Source organism: Agriterribacter sp. (assembly GCF_035445465.1).
In the GTDB taxonomy this organism is placed as follows: domain Bacteria; phylum Bacteroidota; class Bacteroidia; order Chitinophagales; family Chitinophagaceae; genus Agriterribacter.
This window is the reverse complement of the sequence record NZ_DAOMQT010000025.1, coordinates 1-18963: the sequence shown is the minus strand read 5'-3', so window position 1 is coordinate 18963 and position 18963 is coordinate 1. Positions and strand designations below refer to the sequence as shown.

Annotated in this window: 17 protein-coding genes; 13 read left to right on the top strand and 4 right to left on the bottom strand. The window is 42.6% G+C overall.

What is annotated here, in order from left to right:
* The first annotated feature begins 10 nt into the window (after positions 1-10).
* The 5 genes from PLE34_RS13135 to PLE34_RS13115 all read left to right on the top strand — a co-directional run bounded on the left by PLE34_RS13135 (position 11) and on the right by PLE34_RS13115 (position 5181).
* Entirely contained in the window at positions 11-1462 is a 1452-nt protein-coding gene (locus PLE34_RS13135; RefSeq protein WP_324557690.1) for a RagB/SusD family nutrient uptake outer membrane protein, read from the top strand.
* Positions 1463-1507: 45 nt separating this feature from the next.
* A complete protein-coding gene (locus tag PLE34_RS13130; RefSeq protein ID WP_324557688.1) occupies positions 1508-2392 on the top strand; it encodes a zinc-binding metallopeptidase in 885 nt (294 codons plus the stop codon).
* Positions 2393-2418: 26 nt separating this feature from the next.
* The gene (locus PLE34_RS13125; RefSeq protein WP_324557687.1) at positions 2419-3711 is read left to right on the top strand and encodes a DUF4302 domain-containing protein; all 1293 of its coding nucleotides are present in this window, start codon (positions 2419-2421) and stop codon (positions 3709-3711) included.
* A 129-nt stretch (positions 3712-3840) separates the two neighbouring features.
* A complete protein-coding gene (locus PLE34_RS13120; RefSeq protein ID WP_324557686.1) occupies positions 3841-4410 on the top strand; it encodes a hypothetical protein in 570 nt (189 codons plus the stop codon).
* A 135-nt stretch (positions 4411-4545) separates the two neighbouring features.
* Positions 4546-5181 (top strand): hypothetical protein, encoded by a 636-nt coding sequence (locus PLE34_RS13115; protein WP_324557685.1) that lies wholly within the window; start codon positions 4546-4548, stop codon positions 5179-5181.
* 11 nt (positions 5182-5192) lie between these two features.
* Here the strand turns inward: PLE34_RS13115 and PLE34_RS13110 are convergent, their stop codons facing one another.
* From PLE34_RS13110 to PLE34_RS13100, 3 genes are read right to left on the bottom strand one after another with little or no spacing between them, the layout of a single operon-like run.
* Entirely contained in the window at positions 5193-6338 is a 1146-nt protein-coding gene (locus PLE34_RS13110; RefSeq protein ID WP_324557683.1) for a glycosyltransferase, read from the bottom strand.
* A gap of 2 nt (positions 6339-6340) precedes the next feature.
* On the bottom strand, positions 6341-7432 hold the full coding sequence (locus PLE34_RS13105; protein ID WP_324557682.1) for a glycosyltransferase: 1092 nt from the start codon (positions 7430-7432) through the stop codon (positions 6341-6343).
* A 6-nt stretch (positions 7433-7438) separates the two neighbouring features.
* Positions 7439-8458, bottom strand: coding sequence for a Gfo/Idh/MocA family protein (locus PLE34_RS13100; protein ID WP_324557681.1), 1020 nt, complete (start codon positions 8456-8458; stop codon positions 7439-7441).
* A gap of 119 nt (positions 8459-8577) precedes the next feature.
* On the opposite strand from PLE34_RS13100, the gene PLE34_RS13095 reads away from it, so the two are divergent.
* The 7 genes from PLE34_RS13095 (at position 8578) to PLE34_RS13065 (ending at position 14959) form a co-directional block, all read left to right on the top strand.
* Positions 8578-9093, top strand: coding sequence for a hypothetical protein (locus tag PLE34_RS13095; protein ID WP_324557679.1), 516 nt, complete (start codon positions 8578-8580; stop codon positions 9091-9093).
* Between the two features lie 97 nt (positions 9094-9190).
* On the top strand, positions 9191-9463 hold the full coding sequence (rpsO, locus tag PLE34_RS13090) for a 30S ribosomal protein S15 (protein WP_324557678.1): 273 nt from the start codon (positions 9191-9193) through the stop codon (positions 9461-9463).
* Positions 9464-9619: 156 nt separating this feature from the next.
* Positions 9620-11809, top strand: coding sequence for a polyribonucleotide nucleotidyltransferase (gene pnp / locus PLE34_RS13085; RefSeq protein WP_324557677.1), 2190 nt, complete (start codon positions 9620-9622; stop codon positions 11807-11809).
* Between the two features lie 65 nt (positions 11810-11874).
* Positions 11875-12708 carry a 50S ribosomal protein L11 methyltransferase gene (prmA, locus tag PLE34_RS13080; RefSeq protein WP_324557676.1) on the top strand — a complete coding sequence of 278 codons (834 nt, stop codon included), beginning with the start codon at positions 11875-11877 and terminating at the stop codon, positions 12706-12708.
* A gap of 58 nt (positions 12709-12766) precedes the next feature.
* Positions 12767-13411: a glycerol-3-phosphate 1-O-acyltransferase PlsY gene (gene plsY, locus PLE34_RS13075; RefSeq protein WP_324557674.1), complete on the top strand. Its 645-nt coding sequence runs from the start codon at positions 12767-12769 to the stop codon at positions 13409-13411.
* An 88-nt stretch (positions 13412-13499) separates the two neighbouring features.
* Entirely contained in the window at positions 13500-14306 is an 807-nt protein-coding gene (locus tag PLE34_RS13070; RefSeq protein ID WP_324557672.1) for a M48 family metallopeptidase, read from the top strand.
* Positions 14307-14446: 140 nt separating this feature from the next.
* Complete coding sequence (locus tag PLE34_RS13065; RefSeq protein WP_324557670.1) at positions 14447-14959, top strand: hypothetical protein; 513 nt, start codon at positions 14447-14449, stop codon at positions 14957-14959.
* A 32-nt stretch (positions 14960-14991) separates the two neighbouring features.
* On the opposite strand, the gene dnaG is transcribed toward PLE34_RS13065, so the two are convergent.
* Positions 14992-16938 carry a DNA primase gene (gene dnaG / locus PLE34_RS13060; RefSeq protein ID WP_324557668.1) on the bottom strand — a complete coding sequence of 649 codons (1947 nt, stop codon included), beginning with the start codon at positions 16936-16938 and terminating at the stop codon, positions 14992-14994.
* Positions 16939-17090: 152 nt separating this feature from the next.
* Between dnaG and PLE34_RS13055 the strand changes: the two genes are divergently transcribed.
* Positions 17091-18963 (top strand): PKD domain-containing protein (locus PLE34_RS13055; protein ID WP_324557667.1); only part of this gene is annotated, 1873 nt, incomplete at its 3' end.

The window sequence follows — 18963 nt, the reverse complement described above, 5'->3', positions numbered from 1 at the left end:
TCATTCGATTATGAAAAAAAAATTTATATACTTCTCTGTTGTATTGCTTGCGGCTAACACCAGTTGTAAGAAGTACCTGGAACATTTACCGGATAACAGAACGGAGCTTAATTCGCCTGAAAAAGTATCGCAATTGCTGGGTACCGCGTACCCCCAGGCAAATTATATGGATTTTTGTGAATCTTTATCAGACAATGTTGCCGATAAAGGGGTAGGGGAGCAGGATATTAGCAATGCGAACGCTTATATGTATAAAGATGTAACCGATAACCAGCAGGATTCTCCCGAATATTACTGGAATGCCTGCTATGCCGCTATAGCTGCCGCCAATCATGCCCTGGAAGCCTGTAATACCGCTGAAAACCCCGCCGATTACCAGGCCCAGAAAGGAGAAGCACTTGTAGCCAGGGCCTATGCACATTTTATGCTGGTAACCTTGTTTTCAAAAGTATATGATCCGGCTACTGCTTCTTCAGATCCGGGTATTCCATATGTTACGGAGCCGGAAAAGGTGGTGATTAAGCATTATGAAAGAAAAACGGTAGCATATGTATATGAAATGATTGAAAAAGATCTGCAGGAGGGGCTGCCTTTGCTGGTTGATCAGAAATACGCGGCTCCCCGTTATCATTTTACCAAAGCCGCGGCTAATGCCTTTGCAGCACGTTTTTATCTATACAAAAAAGAGTATACAAAAGTTGTTGAATATGCCAGCCAGGTTTTTACTACTTCCAATATAACTACCTTACTACGCCCGTGGAACACTACTTACCTTACTTATACTTACAGGGAAATGTGGGCAGAATATGCTAAAGCCAGTCAGCCGGCTAATTTACTGCTGGGAGAAACACCTTCCTGGTGGGGCCGGTATTATTACAGTGTGCGGTATGGTATGACATCCGCGATCCGCGATGAGATTTTTGGAAGTAATGTTACTGGTGGTACCTGGGCGTTCAGAAACCATATTTATACAGCCGGTACCAATAATTATATGATCCCCAAGATCAATGAATATTTTGTACGCAACTCTGTAAATGCCAGCATAGGAGTAGGCTATATTATGGTTCCGCTTTTTACTGTGGAAGAAGTATTATTTAATAAAGCCGAAGCTAACAACGCCCTTAATAACACCAACGATGCGTTAACGGATATTAACAGTTATGCTTCTACCCGTATCGTTGGATATAATTCAGCAACGCATCGCATCACTGAAACGAAAATTAAAAATTTTTACGGCATTTCCGATCTGCAGGAAGGCATCCTGCAAACCATTCTTGATTTTAAACGGGCGGAATATGCACAGGAAGGGATGCGCTGGTTTGATATATTGAGACATAAGATTGTGATAACGCACAGCACAACGGAAGGTGATGTAATTGAGCTGGGGGAAAATGACCTGAGAAGAGTATTGCAGATACCCGAATCAGCGGAATTATCAGGAGTGGATTTAAACCCAAGATAGACATAGATGATGCAGATCAATAATAATAAATTCATAAATCACAATATGAAATCTTTACAAACGCTACTGGTTGCCTTTTTGTGTACTGCGGGAATGCTATCCTGCGGGAAAGATAATATTTCGGGAAACGCAGATGATATCCCGGGGCTGGGGGGCGATACCTGGGTAAAAGGCCCTGTTGACGACTGGATACTCAGTAACCTTACTGTGCCATTGAACGTGTCGGTTAAATACAAATGGGACCAGTCGGAAATGGAATTCAATAAAATCATCGTACCGCCCGATGAAGAAAAGATAATACCCGTGCTGAGTGCGGTAAAGCAGGTATGGATTGATAATTATGTTGCCGAAACCAACGCGTTGTTCATGAAGAAATATTGTCCCAAATTTTTTGTACTGGCGGGAAGTGCAAGCTGGAATATGGATGGCACCATTACGCTGGGTCAGGCAGAAGGCGGGCGCAAAATATTGCTGTACCAGTTAAACGATTTTCGTATAAAAGGCATGGATGGTTATGTGCCGGAAGACTCTTTTACCGTGAAACAAATGTTTCATACTATTCAGCACGAATTTGCCCATATCCTGCATCAAAACGTGATGTATCCGCAGGAATTCAAACAAATATCCGTGGGCAATTATACTTCTAACTGGAACAATGTGAGCGATGAAGCTGCTAACGAGATGGGATTCATCTCCGCCTACGCCATGTCTTTCCCCGACGAAGATTTTGTAGAAATGGCTGCCATTATGCTGGTAGAAGGCAGGGCATGGTTTAATATAATGGTAAATAATCTTAGCAGCGAAGAGGCACAAACCAAACTGAAGCAGAAGGAAGCGATGCTGGTCAATTATTTTAAAGACGTTTGGAACATTGATTTTTACAGTTTGCAAACCCGCACAAGGGCATCCATAACAGCGCTGGTGAAATAGGTTTAAAGAGAAAAAAAAATACACAGATGAAAAAGATCGCTTTATATATTTTATCAATAACGCTTTGCCTTACGGCATGCCGTAAAGACGAACCGGTTTTTGATCAGTCGCCCGATGAGCGCATTAATAAAACATTGAACGACTACCAGTCTGCGCTTGTGAGCTCGCCAACCGGTTGGAAGGCAACGGTTATACCGGGCAGTGGCGGTATTTACCATTTTTATTTCAGGTTTAATAACGAAAACCGGGTATTCATGTTCTCGGATTTTGATACCATTACCTCCAAATACCAGAAGGAAAGCAGTTACCGTTTAAAAGCATTGCAGCAGCCCACCTTGATTTTTGATACCTATTCCTACCTGCATCTTTTATCTGATCCCGACGCTACAGTAAACGGAGGTGCTTATGGAAGCGGACTGATTTCCGATTTCGAATTTTCCTTAGACACTTTATATGCAGACAGCATTATACTTACCGGTAAAATGAACAACACGAAACTCAGGCTGGAAAAAGCATCGCAGCAGGAGTTAAACGAATGGCAAAATGGCGAATGGGCTAATGCGGTATCTTTTACCAATGTAACAAAAATTAAAAACTATTTTAAGCGGCTTACGCTTAGCGGTGTTGAATATGAAATTTTTGTTGACCCCGCTTCAAGAACCACCACTTTGCAATGGCTTTCGGGTGGAACAATAAAGCAGTTCTCTACCGCTTATTATTTCAATGTTGGAGGGGTAGTGTTTGAAACTCCGTTAATTAACGGTTCTCAAATTATTAATGAATTTACGGATGTGTTCTGGAATGAAGCCAGTCAAAGCGTTAACCTTAGGTCGGGTAATAGTACCGGTATTATTGCAGGCGCCATTAAGCCGCTAAAAACAGATGTAAGCGCTCCGCAAAGATGGTGGCAAACCGCAGTTAATGATGAAGCATACTGGGAGTCGTATGCGGGCTTTCATGTAAATGGCGTAGATGACGCTTTTGGAATAAATACCCTCGGCAGATTTTATTCACTTATTTATTGGCCCGAATACGATACAGGAAACGATTTGTTTGCACCGGCGTTTGTAAATGCTGCAGGAACAGGTCTTGAGTTACAGTATGGAGCAGCCCCGGATACCCCGGAGTTTACTGCCGATGGAAGAGCGGTATTTAGCCTGCTGGGATTGTATGGGTCTTATCCTGCTTCGGGGCCTGCAGCGCAAACACTTGCAAAGTTATTGATACCGCAGGGGTATTATTTTATACAAACCAGTTCCACCACCTATGACATGGTTAGTGCAGATGATGCCAAAACCTGGATAACGTGGAATTATTAAACCTGGTAAGCAAAGTATAGAAGCGTTTTTTAAATGCCAATCCCGTATAAAAGATAAATTGCTGTTTTATACTAAAGGCTAATCATTAATTCATTATTTTTAGTCATCTAAAAACTAAAATAATTCGTTATGAAAAAATTGACATTTCAGATAGCCGCCGTTGCATTTATGGCGGTAGGCATGTTATTTACCTCCTGCTCCAAAGAAGGGCCCGAAGGTCCCGCCGGACCAGCAGGAGCAGCCGGTCCTTCAGGAGCACAGGGACCTGCGGGTGCTAAAGGTGATCCCGGAACTGCAAATGTTATTTATTCACAGTGGCTGGATGTAAGTTTTGATGAAAATGGAATAGCTATAATTTCTGCCCCGGGCTTATCAAAGGAAATATTAAATTCAGGGTCAGTAAAAGTATATTGGAATCTAAATACGGAAGATGATCCGTTTGTTGTTTCCCTCCCTTGTTCTGTGATAGCCAGCATATTGTTTGATGTAGAAGAAACAGCCCCGAATATTTTCATTGACCCATATTTTTCTGAAGATGAAATTATCCTGACGTCTAATTACAATGTCTCAAGTGAACAGGGGATATCTCAATTCCGTTATATTCTTATTCCCGGCGGTACGCCTGCCGCCCGTAAAGCATCTGGCATTGACTGGAACGACTATAACGCTGTTAAAAAATACCTCAACCTGAAAGATTAATTTTTTATTTTTTGTGTGCAGCCTGCAGCGTTACCTCAAAAATGTAGCCCTGCAGGCTTTACTTCTTACGGTAACATAAGTTGAGAAAAACTACTACTATTATATATATTTGCAATACAATGTATTAAAAATACTATGCGGAATATCCCTGCTACTTTATCCGTCCTTTTGCTGATATTCACTCTTTTTTCATGCCAGAAAGAATTATCGTTTGAAAAAGATTCAGGCAACAACCCGGCTTCATTGCTGGGAACCTGGAAGTTTCTTGAACTTAGTGTAGCGGTAGAATCGGGCTCCACCTTTGATTATGGAGGCATCCCTGGAAGGATTGTGGCTACATATGCTGCCACTACACAAAACAACAAGGGATTTCTTACGGTTACCGCCGATAAAATGGAAACAACTGATTTGGGGTACAGCATTTCGGCCAAAGTTAAAATCATTACCTATCTGGGAGGCATCCCGGTTGATCCGCAGCCGCAGGAAGAACAGCTTGATTTTGATTTGCCCTCCAGCAGCGCCAGCAGCGATTACCAGCAGGTAGGGAGCGATTCACTCTATTTCCCCAACGGTCCCATTTTTGACATCCCGGATACCAATGGCCAACAACTGCCGGGCGCTTCAGATCCGGCAGGCGCCAGGTTTACCATAACCGGTGATACGCTCGTGATAAAATCAGCCGTAAACAAGTCAACTATTACCAGGCAGGGTAATAGTGAGTATGAGGTTACTCAAAAAGTGAATGGAACAGCTACTTTTCTAAGACAATAAGAAGAAGATGATCAGTCTGCCAATCCTGCCGGGCCCCATATCCATTCCATTAGCTGCGCGGCATTTCGCCGGTTATTAAAATGCTGATCAAGCAACGCCTGCCGGAACGCTATCGCTTCTTTTGTAAATGGCTGATGATATAAATCTTGTATAGCAGCTTTAAAGTCCTTATCATCTTCCGCCATTACGCAGGCATTTTCCATACCCGTTCCTGCCACCATAGCCGTGTTTGCAACACAATGCCTTCCGCAAAAAACAGCGTGTAAAAATTTTAGTTTTATTCCCGTAGTGGTAAAGGAAGGTAACAGGTTGATCTGCGCATCTTCAACTAATTGCTGCATTTCTGCCTGTGAAGGGTTTTCAGCTACGCTGATATGCGTATGAAGCCGTACTTCTTTTTTTAAAGAATGAGAAGGGTTTTTACCGGCAATGATAAAGGGTATCTTCAAATCTGAAAACACGTTTTTAATCAGCCATAATGCCGCCTGCTCGTTTTCACCCACCGATAAATTACCCTGGTACAGGCAATACGATCCTTTTCCTTCCCTGCATGCCACCGTATTCCATGCTGTAAAAACAGGCAGATAGCGTGCATTGTTTATATCAAATATGAAAGCATATCTTCGGGCATCTTTTTCTGTTACTGTAACAATGAAACCGGCTTTACGGGCAATCGTTCTTTCATACCGCTTCAGCAAAGCACTTTCTGCTGTATAATATATTTTATGAAATAATGAAGTGGTATTGTGTGATAATTGACGGTAGTATTCAAATTCAATATTGTGCAAACGCAAAATCACTTTTCTTCCTGCCAGCTTATTTTTATACAACAGGTAAGTGCTGTGTATACCTTCCAGCAATACAGGGTAATGATCTTTAGAAAGATTGCGTAATAATGCCGGATCGGCACGCGAGCTAACAATATACGGTATTCCTGCGGTCAGTTGCCGCCAGCCTCCGGAACGTTTATAATACTGAACCGTTTTACAATATTCCAGCAAAGCATTTTGTTCGCCCCTTCCGTATTCATAACAATGCAAATGAATGCTCACACCGTTTTCATGCAGGTATTTCAGCTTGTAATACAGGTCGAACACGCCGCCATAGTCGGGCGGATAGGGCACATCTAAGCAAACGATATGTATATGTTTTTCCAATCTTAGTGCAATAGGTTCCGGTAAAAATCAATCAGCTTATTTTCTTCATTTTGCCAGTTGTATACCTGCTTTGCCGCCAGGCAGTTTTGCCGCAGTTTTTCGTACAGTGCGCTATCTGTTAATAAGGTATTGATATGCCTGGCAATATTTTCTGCAGACAGGTCTGTTATCAGCAGACCAACCTCAAACTCTTCATTAATTTCCCTGTATGCCGGGTAATCTGCGCAAAGCTGAGGTATGCCCGCATGTATATAATCAAAGAAGCGATTGGCAAGAGAATAATAATTGCTCATACCCTCCCTGTCAAATAAGGTAATGCCGATGGTGGCCAATGGTGTAATTTTTTTTAACTCATCGGGGGCAATCCTTCCTTTAAAAATGACTTTATCTTCCACCCCATGTTTTTTCACCAGTATTTTTACCTGCGGCATAAAATTGCCATCGCCACATATCACCAGGGGCACATGAATATATTGCATGGCAGGAATAAGTGTTTCAAAACTCCTGCCTTCGTTAACCGCTCCCTGGTACAAAAGAAAGGTTTTTGTTTTTTCCGGTTGCTGTTCGGGCTTATGCAAAGCCGCAATATTCCTGATAACGGAATAGTTCACACCATACATTCTTTTAAATTCCTTTGCTATAGGTAAATTAACCGTATATCCCGAAGTGAATCCGGGTACTGCAAATTGTTCTACTCTTTTCCAGAAGCTATAAATAAGCGGCCGCGTACGCACTTCTTTCATTTCACAAAACAGTTCATGCGCATCATATACACGGGGTATTCTTTTTATGCGGGAAACCAGCCAGCAGGGAAGAATAGTATCCAGGTCAATGGCACAAAGCCCATCCATTTTTTTGAAAAAGAGGTAAAACAATAGCCTGGTATTAAATTCAATATAGAATAATTTGCCCTTAGTAAACCAGCAAAAGATCCGAACCTGCCGGAAGGAGTGGGGCTGAAGGTGCGCGGCTCCTCTGTACCGCCGCCCAACCAGCACAATGCTATAATTTTCACGGGCCAGCGTAGTGCATATTCTTATCATCCGCTGGTCGTAAACCAGCTCATTGGTGACAGTGAAATAAATGGTTTTCAAGAATAATTATATTATATTAGTCCGCATACCCGCGTAAATCTGTTCAATTATTTCCACGGTTTTTATTCCGTCTTCAGCCATAACAGCATCATGCGCCTTTCCGTCAAGGCTTTTTAAAAGGTTTTCATATACTTTATCGTGGTTACTCATGCTTCCGCTATAAAATCCATATTCATTAGCGCCTTTACTTTGCGGTATTGGCTGAACAGGATAATCCTTAATACGCTGGTATTCCAGTGTATTTAGGTATTGTCCCCCGATTTTGATCGTTCCCTTTTCCCCGAACAGGGTAATGGATCCTTCCATGTTAGACTGATAGCTGTTGATGGTAAAATGCAGTGATCCGATTGCCCCGTTCTGCATTTCCATCTGCACAACACCCGTGTCTTCAAACTCAATGCAATCTCCGTGCTGGTAATTACGGCCGATAGCACGGATATTTTTTACATCACCCAGCAGCCAGTACAGTAAATCAATAAAATGACTGAACTGGGTAAACAGGATACCCCCGTCTAATGCTTTGGTGCCTCTCCAGGAATTCAGATAATAGGATTTTGGCCTGTTCCAGAAGCAATTAACCTGGAAGCTGGATATCGTGCCTAACCTGTTTTCCCGGATGATCTTCTTTAGCTCAGCTACCGGCGGATTATACCGGTTTTGTTTTACCACAAACAATTTTCTGTTGTTTGCATTGGCAGTCTGCAGCATATCCCGGGCATCTTTAACTCTAATGGCCATCGGCTTTTCGCAAAGCACATGCATACCGTGTTCCAGGGATGCAATGGTGTGCATGGCATGCAGTCCATTTGGGGTACAAACTACAGACACATCAATTCCATCCTCCGATTGCAGCATATCCTCAATATGGTAATATGCTTTTGATTGGTACAGCGCCGCCGCCTCGTCTGCTTTTTGCCTGTTGGTGTCACAAACCGCCCGGATAATGCCATGTTTCTTTATCTGTTCAGCATGCCTCCTGCTTATTTCACCACATCCCATCAATACAAAACTGTATAATTTGCCCAAACATTTAAATTTTCCGGAAAATTACGGTTTATCAAAAGTATTTTCGGTTTTGACAATCAAAATCACTTTCAGATATAAAAATATTTTATTATCCTTGTAACTCTAAAACATATTTAGCTATGGAAAATTTGCAACCCGATCAGCCAGTTGTTGCGGCTAAACCCCCAAGGCCGGTATTTCTTACTGTTTTATGCATTCTTACCTTTATTGGAAGCAGTTGGGGAATAATCAGCGGCATAACCAGCTATCTTTCCGCTAATGCTACTTCCGGCATTGCACAGGCTGCTATGCAGGACGCGAGGGAAAAGGTAGAAGATGAAGATAATGCCGGATCAAAATTTGCCGAAAAGATATTATCCGGTACCAGTGAAATGCTTCAGCCGGAAAACCTCAGGAAAAGCGCTTTATTCAGCATTATTGCTTCGGTGTTTACACTGTTAGGCGGTATATTGATGTTTGGATTAAAGAAAACGGGATTCTATAGCTATGTATTGGGTACGGCAATAGGTATTGCAGGTCCTTTTATCGCTTTCGGTGGCGGAAACTTCCTTACTATACTATCATCGTCCTTTATCGCTTTTATCGGAATTCTTTTTGTAATATTATACGGGCTGAATGTAAAGCATTTGCGCTGAAAAATAATTCTATGAATAATTCCTGTTTTTGTGATCTTTTACTACCTTTGCGGCCAAATAAGAAGAAGATATCATTGGATGTTTAAAAAAAATTGAGATGCCAACATTAGTCGCCGACAAAAAAACAAAGATTTTTGCAGAATTTGGTGGAAAAGAAACCAATACAGGATCTATTGAAGCGCAAATAGCGCTGTTAACAGAACGCATTGCTCACATTTCCAAGCACCTGCAGCAAAACAAAAAAGATTTTTCCAGCAACAGGGGCCTGTTGCAATTAGTGGGAGAAAGAAAAAGTTTACTCACCTATCTTAGTAAGCATAACTTGCAGGGTTATCGCGGGCTGATCGAAAAATTAGGACTCAGAAAGTAACGTATTCGTTAAGTATAACTATTCCCAACGGCCATGTTGGGAATAGTAGTTTTATGACGATCGCTCATTATTTTATTTAACTACACGGCTTGCAATGCCACGGTATTCCTCCCCCCTGATGCCCCTGATTGCAGGTCTTAAATTCAAATCATTTTTATGCTCTCTCAACCTATTGATGTATCATTTGACCTTGGCGGCGGACGTACCGTAACTATTGAAACCGGTAAACTGGCACGCCAGGCCGATGGCTCCGTTGTTGTACGCCAGGGTAATTGTATGATATTGGCTACTGCAGTAGCCAATAAAGAACCCAAGCCCGGACAAAGCTTTTTTCCGCTGAGCGTGGATTATATGGAAAAATTTTCTTCCGCAGGCCGCATTCCCGGTTCCTTTTTTAAGCGCGAAGCCAAGCTGAATGATTACGAAGTGCTCACCAGCCGCCTGGTTGACCGTGCTTTACGCCCGCTTTTTCCTGATGACTATTTATGTGAGGTTCAGGTAATTATAACGCTTGTTTCAAGTGATACTGAAGTAATGCCGGACGCTTTAGCCTGCCTGGCTGCGTCTGCGGCATTAGCGGTTTCTGATATTCCCATTAAAGAAATTATTTCTGAAGTGCGGGTAGCAAGGATTGATAATGAATATGTTGTTAACCCTACCCGTAGCGAACTGGCTAAAGCTGATATGGACTTCATGATCGGAGCTACAGAAAAGAACCTGATGATGGTGGAAGGTGAATCCAAAGAATGCACCGAAGAAGACCTGGTGAAGGCGCTGGAGGTGGCCCACGAAGCCATTAAGCTCCAGATTAAAGCGCAACAGGAGCTCAGGGATAAAAAAGGGATTACACAAAAAAGAGACTACCCCAGGCCTGTGCAAAACGAATCTATTCTTGAAAAAGTAAAAGCTTTTGCTAAAGATAAAATTTATGAAATTGCTAAAGCAGGTTCTGCCAAGCATGAAAGAAGCGATGCTTATGCAAAGCTCAAAGAAGAACTGGTTGCCAGTTTTGGTGAGGAGCCTGAAGAAGAAGATGTAAAACTGGCCGGCAAATACTTTGAAGACCTGCAATGGGAAGTGGTAAGAAACATGATCCTTGATGACCGTACCCGTTTGGATGGCAGGAAATTAGATGAGGTACGTTCCCTGGCAATGGAAACCGACTTTCTGCCAACACCCCATGGTTCTGCCTTATTTACCAGGGGCGAAACACAATCGCTTACTACCGTTACTTTAGGAACACCTTTGGATGAACTGCTGGTAGAAAGCGCTGCTAAATCTGATTATTCGAAATTCATTTTACATTATAATTTTCCTCCTTTCTCAACCGGCGAAATCAAGTTTTTACGTGCCCCCGGCAGAAGGGAAATCGGGCATGGAAACCTGGCCCTGCGTTCATTAAAGCAAATGATGCCAGGAAATGATTATCCCTACACGGTTAGGGTGGTGAGTGATATCCTGGAATCAAACGGCTCCTCTTCCATGGCAACCGTTTGTGCAGGCTCTCTGGCATTGATGGATGCCGGCGTTCCTTTTCCCAAGCATGTAAGCGGGGTGGCTATGGGATTAATTACAAGAGGAACAGATAATAAATATGCTATTTTAACCGATATCCTGGGCGATGAAGATCACCTTGGTGATATGGACTTTAAAGTTACCGGAACCCGGGAAGGTATTTGCGGGGTACAAATGGATATTAAGATAGACGGGCTGAGCATGAATACGATGCGCGAGGCATTAGAACAGGCGCGCAAAGGGCGTTTGCACATATTAGACGCCATGTATGATTGCATAAGTGCCGCACGCGAGGAAGTGAAACCGCATGCACCGCGAATGGAAAAACTGTTCATTGATAAAGAATTTATTGGCGCCGTTATCGGGCCCCAGGGTAAAGTAATACAGGAAATTCAGAGAACAACAGGAACTACTATTAATATCGAAGAAGTAGGCACAGTAGGGGAAGTAAGTGTTTTCTCTCCGGCTAAGGAAGGATTGGATAAAGCCGTTGCCTGGATAAAAGGCATTGTTGCGGTTCCTTCTGTAGGCGAGGTTTACGAAGCCACAGTAAAAGGAATTAAAGAATTTGGGGCCTTTGTAGAATTTTTGCCTGGTAAACAGGGCCTTTTACACATCAGCGAAATTAGCTGGAAACGTTTGGAGACGATGGAAGGCGTGTTGAAGGAAGGCGATGTGGTAAAAGTGAAATTAGTAGGCGTTGATCACAAAACAGGAAAGTTTAAATTAAGCAGGAAAGCGCTGATGCCTAAGCCTGATTTTGCTCCCAAGCCCCGTCCTGCAGCAGACCAGGAACGCGGATCGGCTGAGTCTAACGCTCCCCATAATTGATCTTATTACATTACTAATTTATAAAAGCTACCTGCATCACACAGGTAGCTTTTTAATTGTTAACGATGGAAGAGAAATACATTGAAATAATATTTGAGACAGGAAGCAGGGAAATGGGCGAAATATTGATCGCCTGCTTACACGATGCTACGGAAATAGAAGGCTTTGAGGAAAGTGATGGGCTGGTAAAAGCATATATTCCTGCAACAAAATACTATGAAACATTTTTTGACAGGTTCCCTGTTCCCGGAAACATAAAATATACCCAATCGGTTATTGAAAATAAGAACTGGAATGCAATATGGGAAAATGAATTTGAACCTGTAATTATAGATAATTTTGTAGCTGTAAGAGCTGATTTTCATGCATCTGTAAAGAATGTTGAATATGAAATTATAATTACGCCTAAAATGAGCTTCGGTACCGGTCACCATGCCACTACCGGCTTAATGCTGGAAAGTTTACGTGAATATAACTGTGCGGGAAAAAAAGTGGCTGATTTTGGAACCGGAACAGGCGTATTAGCCATTTTAGCCCATAAGATGAAGGCTGCGGAAATACTGGCTATAGACTATGATGACTGGAGTATAAATAATGCATCGGAAAATATTGAAAAAAACGAATGTGGAAGCATCCGGCTCATGAAAGCCGATCATTTTCCCGGCGAAGAAAAATGGGATATGATACTCGCCAATATCAACCTTCACGTTATCCTCACTAATATGCAGGATTTTCACCGAACTTTAAATAATAACGGCTTATTGATAATTAGCGGTATATTGCAGGAAGACAAAAACAAAGTGGAATCTTTAGCCGCCGGCCTTTTATTTTTTACAGATAGCATACGGCAAAAAAATAACTGGCTTTGTATAACGTTTAAAAAGGAAGCTGCCGCTTAAAGCAGATTTTAGTTGTGAAAAATAAATATATTTGCAGCCTACTTCAACCTGATATCTGATGAATGAACTTACATTGGTTATATTAGCTTACCTGATAGGTTCTGTCCCTACGGCTGTATGGGTAAGCCGATACTTTTTTAATATAGATATAAGAGATTACGGAAGCGGTAATGCAGGCGCCACCAATACCTACAGGGTACTTGGATATAAATGGGGCACCGTTGTAATGATCGTAGATATGGTTAAAGGTTTTGCCGCTGTGAAATTGGCCTACCTGCTGCCTTTCTATGTTGTTGATGAATTTGCAAGAACCAATTTTCAGATAGGACTGGGGCTGTGCGCGGTTCTGGGACATATTTATCCCATATGGGCCCAATTCAGGGGAGGCAAAGGAGTGGCCACGCTTTTCGGACTGGTGCTTGGTATTTCTCCCTGGACGGCTTTATGCTGCATAGGCGTTTTTTTGCTCGTGTTATTTCTTACCCGTTTTGTATCGCTTAGTTCTATCCTGGCCAGTTTGGCCTTTCCCGTATTCATTCTCGTTATTTTTAATGTAGATAACCATGCCTACCGCATTTTTGCTGTGGCTGTTGCCTTGCTGGTAATGCTTACGCATCAAAAAAATATTTCCCGGCTTTTAAAGGGAAGCGAAAATAAGGCGCCGATATTAAAATACCGCGATCGCAGAAAAATGAGGCGCTGAAGCATTTGCCGTACAAAATAACATATTCAATTATTTTTGGTACAAGAATTGAATTAGCAGCTAACAATATTGATTCAATCAAAAATACATGAGTTCAAAATCACTTTTTTTCATCGCACTGGCGTTTTTAACCGTATCCTGTACACGAAACGCCATAACAGGAAGGAACCAGCTACAATTATTACCGGAAGCCGAGTTACAATCTATGGCTAAAACGGAATACCAGACCTTTCTTTCCCAGAACAAAATTGTAAACACTACGGTAAGCAAGGACGCTGAAATGGTCAAGCGTGTAGGGAACCGCATCGCAAAAGCGATCACCGACTATTATACTGCTGAAAACAAAGGCGATATCCTGCAGGGGTATCAATGGGAGTTTAATCTTGTAGATTCAAAGGATGTAAATGCCTGGTGTATGCCCGGAGGAAAGGTTGTAGTGTATACGGGTATACTGCCTGTTACACAAAATGAAGCGGCGTTGGCAGTGGTGATGGGACATGAAATTGCGCATGCCATAGCACAGCATGGCAATGAACGCATGAGCCAGGGGCTTCTTGCTGAAGGATTAGGCACTGTAGGAAGTGTATTAACCTCGGGTAACCCCACTGTAAACAATATTTTTAATACGGTATATGCGCCCGGTGCCCAAGTCGGAGTATTATTACCCAATTCCCGTAAGCAGGAATTAGAGGCAGACCAATACGGATTAATTTTTGCCGCAATGGCCGGTTATAATCCAAACGAGGCTGTTCCCTTTTGGGAAAGAATGTCTAAAATAGGGGGAGGAGAAAAGCCACCGGAGTTTCTAAGCACCCATCCTTCCGATGCCACACGTATTGAAAAAGTTAAGCGCTATGCAGAGGATGCGATGAAGTATTATAAGCCTGTAAAATAATACCCGGCAAGACATATTTTCTGCAAAATTCAAGGGGAGCGCATTCTTCATGCAATTTCTTTATTATAATAAATTGGTCATACGGCATAATTTTACTATCTTGCAACTCTTTTTGCAACATTTAAAAATTGTGTTGAAGCATGATGCAGACTATGTTTGAAAAACTTCAACTTACTGAAGAAAAGAATTTACTGATTCAGGGCCTTCCTTCTTCCATCGAAAAACAATTTGCCAAAATTGCATTTGCCAAGAATGTTACTCCGCTGCTTAAGTCAAGGCGGATAGATTTCGCACTCCTGTTTGCCATTAACGAAACGCAGTTAAACGGTATATTAAAAGAAGTATTACCTGCACTGGATGAAGAAGGAAAGTTATGGATCGCCTATCCTAAAACCACTTCTAAAATTGTGAGTGATCTGAACAGGGCCTGCAGTTGGAAAATGCTGCATCAAAATGGCTTTGAAAGTGAATACCAGGTAACGCTCGACCATGTGTGGACGGCTTTACTGTTTAAGAAACCTGTACATGTGGAGGAGTTCACTCCCTTCATCAAAGAGAATGCGGCTGCTGTATCAACTCCGGTTCAAAATAAAACCCGTACAAGCCGCTATGCTTCTTCCGGGAGAACCGCGAATGTAGCAGGGGGAAAGTAACGGCAACTTCACCCTTAGCGCCGGATATCCGGCTATTTAAAAATGACGGTTTCGTATGCTGTTGTCAGCGTTTTTTCAAGCTGTTTAAAATGCAGATGCGTTTGCATTAAGGTAAGTTGCTCTTCTGCTGAAACCGTTTTCTCCAGGTCGCGTTGATTTTCATCTATCAGTCTTTTTATTTTCCTGAGTTTAAGGTAAATTAAAGTAGAAGAAACTTCTTCTTTATACCGGTCTTCGCGCGTAAGTAAAGGGCCGTCATAATGATCCTTCCAGTTCGGGCTTAATTCATAGCGGGTATCCATTAAGGCCACTACTATGGCGCTGAGCTGCATATCCGGATGATATAAGAAACGTTGGGGACTGGGATCAATGCCTTCTTTGATCCATGACTGGTAGGTTTCAATAATCCAAAGCATTTGCTTATTGTCTATTAATTCGTGTAATCCGTTGATTTCAAATTCTTCGAAAAAATAATCTGCTACCTTGCGCTTTTCATCCCAGGCATACCCGCCAAACTCAATTAACGCCCTTGCCATATTCCGCTCAATTAATTCATCTTTATTAAGCAGGGTTAAAGCCTCCTCTTCTGTGGTTGCTGTTTCCTGTACCCCGGTTTCAGCGGCTAATTTTGCATCGTCTGATGCCATTTTATTTTCCTGCTTCGTGATCCGTTCCCTGATGAATTTATTAACTAATGTATTTAGCCCGGTTTCATCAATTTTCAGCAGGCCGGCGCATTGCCTGATATAGTCCTGCTGCTTGGTAAAATCTTCCGCTTTGTTCAGCCGCGATATGGTTTCCGCAATACGGTTTACCACAGCCGCTTTTTTATTGGAATCGCTCCCCGCATCTTTCAGCGATACTTCCAACTGAAAAAGAACGATATCTTTTTTATTGTCTGCAACAAATTGCTTAAAGGCCTCACCGCCTGTTTTATTTACATAGCTGTCCGGATCCTCATTACCGGGTAGCAAAACCAACTGCACGTGCAGTCCTTCTTCTAAGGCCAGATCAAGTCCTCTTAACGCGGCTTTTATGCCGGCAGCATCGCCGTCATAAATAATGGTAAGGTTAGCCGTATATTTTTTAATCAGCCGCAACTGATCCGGTGTCAGCGATGTGCCGCCGCTGGCTACTACATGTTCAATACCCGCCTGGTGTAATGAAATTACATCGGTGTAACCTTCAACCAGCAGGCACTCATCTGCCTTATCTATTGCCTGCCTTGCGAAATAAGAACCATAGAGTATCTTACTCTTAATGTATATTTCATTCTCAGGTGTATTGATATATTTGGGTGCTCTGTCGCTTTTGCCGATAATACGGGCGCCGAATCCCATAATTTTCCCGGTTTGATTATGTATCGGAAAAATGATACGGCCGCGGTAATTATCCACCAGTTGCTCGTCTCTCAATACAACCAGTCCTGTTTTCTGCAAATACTCCGCATTATATTGCGCTGCCAAAGCCGCTTTTGCAAATGCATCTCTTTGCTGACTGCAATAACCAAGCTGAAACTTTTCAATAATGGATGTGCTGAATCCTCTTTCTTTCAGGTAGCTCAGTCCGATGTCCTGTCCTTCTTCGCTCTGAAGCAAAACGGTGCTGAAAAATTGCTGTGCAAAATTGTTGATGATATAAAGGCTATCCGCTGTTTGGTGCAACGCGCGGGTAGCCGGACTTACCTCTGTTTCTTCCACTTCCACATTATACCTGTTGGCCAGCCATCGCAATGCTTCTGCATAGCTGTATTTCTCATGTTCCATCAAAAAGCTGATGGTATTGCCACTTTTGCCGCAGCCGAAACATTTATAAATTTCCTTGGCAGGCGAAACAGTAAAGGAGGGTGTTTTTTCATTATGAAAAGGGCACAGGCCCAGGTAGTTCGTTCCTCTTTTTTTAAGCTTTACAAAGCTGCCTACAATATCTATAATATCAATCCTGGAAAGGATTTGCTGTATGGTAAGTTGTGAAATCAATTCATAATCAATTAAAAATTATTGCTACAAGTTAACACCTGCAAAGCTATCTATGAATTTTTTTTTAAGGTCATGGTTTGCAACAATTTAAAAATATATTATACGTTATTACCCCTGTTGTCTATATCCTCGATTAACTAAGAATAATTCCTATGAAGAGAGTTATACTGTTTGTATCTCTGCTGTTATTGATATATGTCAATTCAAATGCAGGAAATACCCCGGCAGGGGAGCCATCCGCTTTAACAGCGGATTTTTCGGCTTCTGTAACTTCTGGATGCGCGCCTTTGGTAGTAGAATTTACGAGTACCTCTACATTCAATACCGGCGATCCAATTGTAAGCTATACCTGGAGTTTTGGAGATGGTACGATCATTACCACGCCTAATGCAAACCCAACACATACTTATACAACAACAGATCCTTTTAAATCATTTACAGTTTCCCTTACCGTTACTTCACAAAGCGGGGGCACTCATTCAATTACCAAGCCTTCTTACATAACCATTTATGAAAAGCCCGTATTTAATCTGGGAAATGATACGACTGTTTGTGTAGGGGGGCAATTATTTTTTTCATTGCCATCAGGCTATGATTCTTATAGTTGGAGCCAAACTCCAGCTACTACATCATACGCATGGCTAACGCCCGCTACAGGTATTAATACGTTCTGGGCGGAAGTTACTAGTGGCACATGTATTGTAAGAGATACAATAATAGTAACCGGACTTACAAAAGTATATGGGCAATTCGGATATGAAATACTTAATACCTGTGGCACGGTGCAAGTACAGTTTTTTGATAGCTCTTTTTCATGTGATCCTCTCAATCCGACAAATTACTTTGAGTGGGTAATCGATGATGATTGGGTTGATGGCTTTTATGATACTCAAAATCCTATACATAGTTTTGCTATCGGAGGCCCACATGTTGTATCATATCTCGCCATGAATGATAATGGAGATATGGCTATAAAAGATTCAGTTATTACTTTACCTAATCCAACACCCGGCCCCGCTCCTGTAGATCTGGGTCCGGATAAAAACATTTGCCTCGGCGGCAGCATAGAGCTCGATGCCGGCTACGAACCAGGCGCCACTTATGTATGGACGCCGGCTACAGGCTTAAGCAGCACTTCCGTATATAACCCTGTTGCCAGTCCGGTCGTAAACACCACCTATACCGTTACCAAAACCAAATGTGGTGTTGATGCCGCACCGGCCAGTGTAACGGTAAATGTAAATCCGCCTTTCGTTGTAGACCTGGGGCCCGATCAAAGCATGTGCCCTGGCGGAACTTTAACACTGGATGCAGGAGTAGCCGGCGCTACTTATCAATGGGGTAGTACCTATAGCCCCGCATATGCAACCATGACAGGCAAAACGGTAATTGCCTTAGGTGCAGGCAGCTATTGGGTAACCGTTACCAAAAACGGCTGCACGGCAAGTGATAATATTGTTATTACCGCCAAGCCGGCAGTTGACCCTATGTTTACTTATGCACAAACCGGCTTCTGCAGTACGCTTTCGGTAGATTTTACCGATGCCTCTATACCCTGCAGCGGCAGCATAACTAATTATGCCTGGGATTTTGGCGATGGAACTCCTGTTGTTAGCGGCTATAACCCGGTATTATCGCATACCTATTCTACTGCTGGTACAAAACATGTTAGCTTAACCGTAACTACCAGCGGCGGCATTTCGCAAACATATGAACAGGATATTGTTGTTACCGGGGGCGGTGGACCTGTGGTAAACCTTGGGCCGGATATTTCGATCTGCTCGGGAGATCCTATCACCCTTGACGCTGGCAATGCCGGTGCAACCTATAGCTGGAGCCCCGGTGGAGCAACTACCCAATCCATTACAGTTAACCCAACAGTTAACACTACCTATACGGTTACCGTAACCAAAGACGGTTGCAGTAACTCCGGTTCCAGAGCCATTACAGTAACTCCCAAGCCGGTAATAAACCTGGGGGCAGCTACCACGATCTGCTCGGGAGATCCTATCACCCTTGACGCAG

Excerpts from the sequence above, each read along its gene's own strand:
- PLE34_RS13125 (WP_324557687.1), top strand. The coding sequence starts at position 2,419 with ATGAAAAAGATCGCTTTATATATTTTATCAATAACGCTTTGCCTTACG.
- pnp (WP_324557677.1), top strand. The coding sequence starts at position 9,620 with ATGCTCTCTCAACCTATTGATGTATCATTTGACCTTGGCGGCGGACGT.
- rpsO (WP_324557678.1), top strand. The coding sequence starts at position 9,191 with ATGCCAACATTAGTCGCCGACAAAAAAACAAAGATTTTTGCAGAATTT.
- PLE34_RS13135 (WP_324557690.1), top strand. The coding sequence starts at position 11 with ATGAAAAAAAAATTTATATACTTCTCTGTTGTATTGCTTGCGGCTAAC.
- PLE34_RS13120 (WP_324557686.1), top strand. The coding sequence starts at position 3,841 with ATGAAAAAATTGACATTTCAGATAGCCGCCGTTGCATTTATGGCGGTA.
- PLE34_RS13115 (WP_324557685.1), top strand. The coding sequence starts at position 4,546 with ATGCGGAATATCCCTGCTACTTTATCCGTCCTTTTGCTGATATTCACT.
- prmA (WP_324557676.1), top strand. The coding sequence starts at position 11,875 with ATGGAAGAGAAATACATTGAAATAATATTTGAGACAGGAAGCAGGGAA.
- PLE34_RS13095 (WP_324557679.1), top strand. The coding sequence starts at position 8,578 with ATGGAAAATTTGCAACCCGATCAGCCAGTTGTTGCGGCTAAACCCCCA.
- PLE34_RS13130 (WP_324557688.1), top strand. The coding sequence starts at position 1,508 with ATGAAATCTTTACAAACGCTACTGGTTGCCTTTTTGTGTACTGCGGGA.
- PLE34_RS13065 (WP_324557670.1), top strand. The coding sequence starts at position 14,447 with ATGATGCAGACTATGTTTGAAAAACTTCAACTTACTGAAGAAAAGAAT.
- PLE34_RS13070 (WP_324557672.1), top strand. The coding sequence starts at position 13,500 with ATGAGTTCAAAATCACTTTTTTTCATCGCACTGGCGTTTTTAACCGTA.
- plsY (WP_324557674.1), top strand. The coding sequence starts at position 12,767 with ATGAATGAACTTACATTGGTTATATTAGCTTACCTGATAGGTTCTGTC.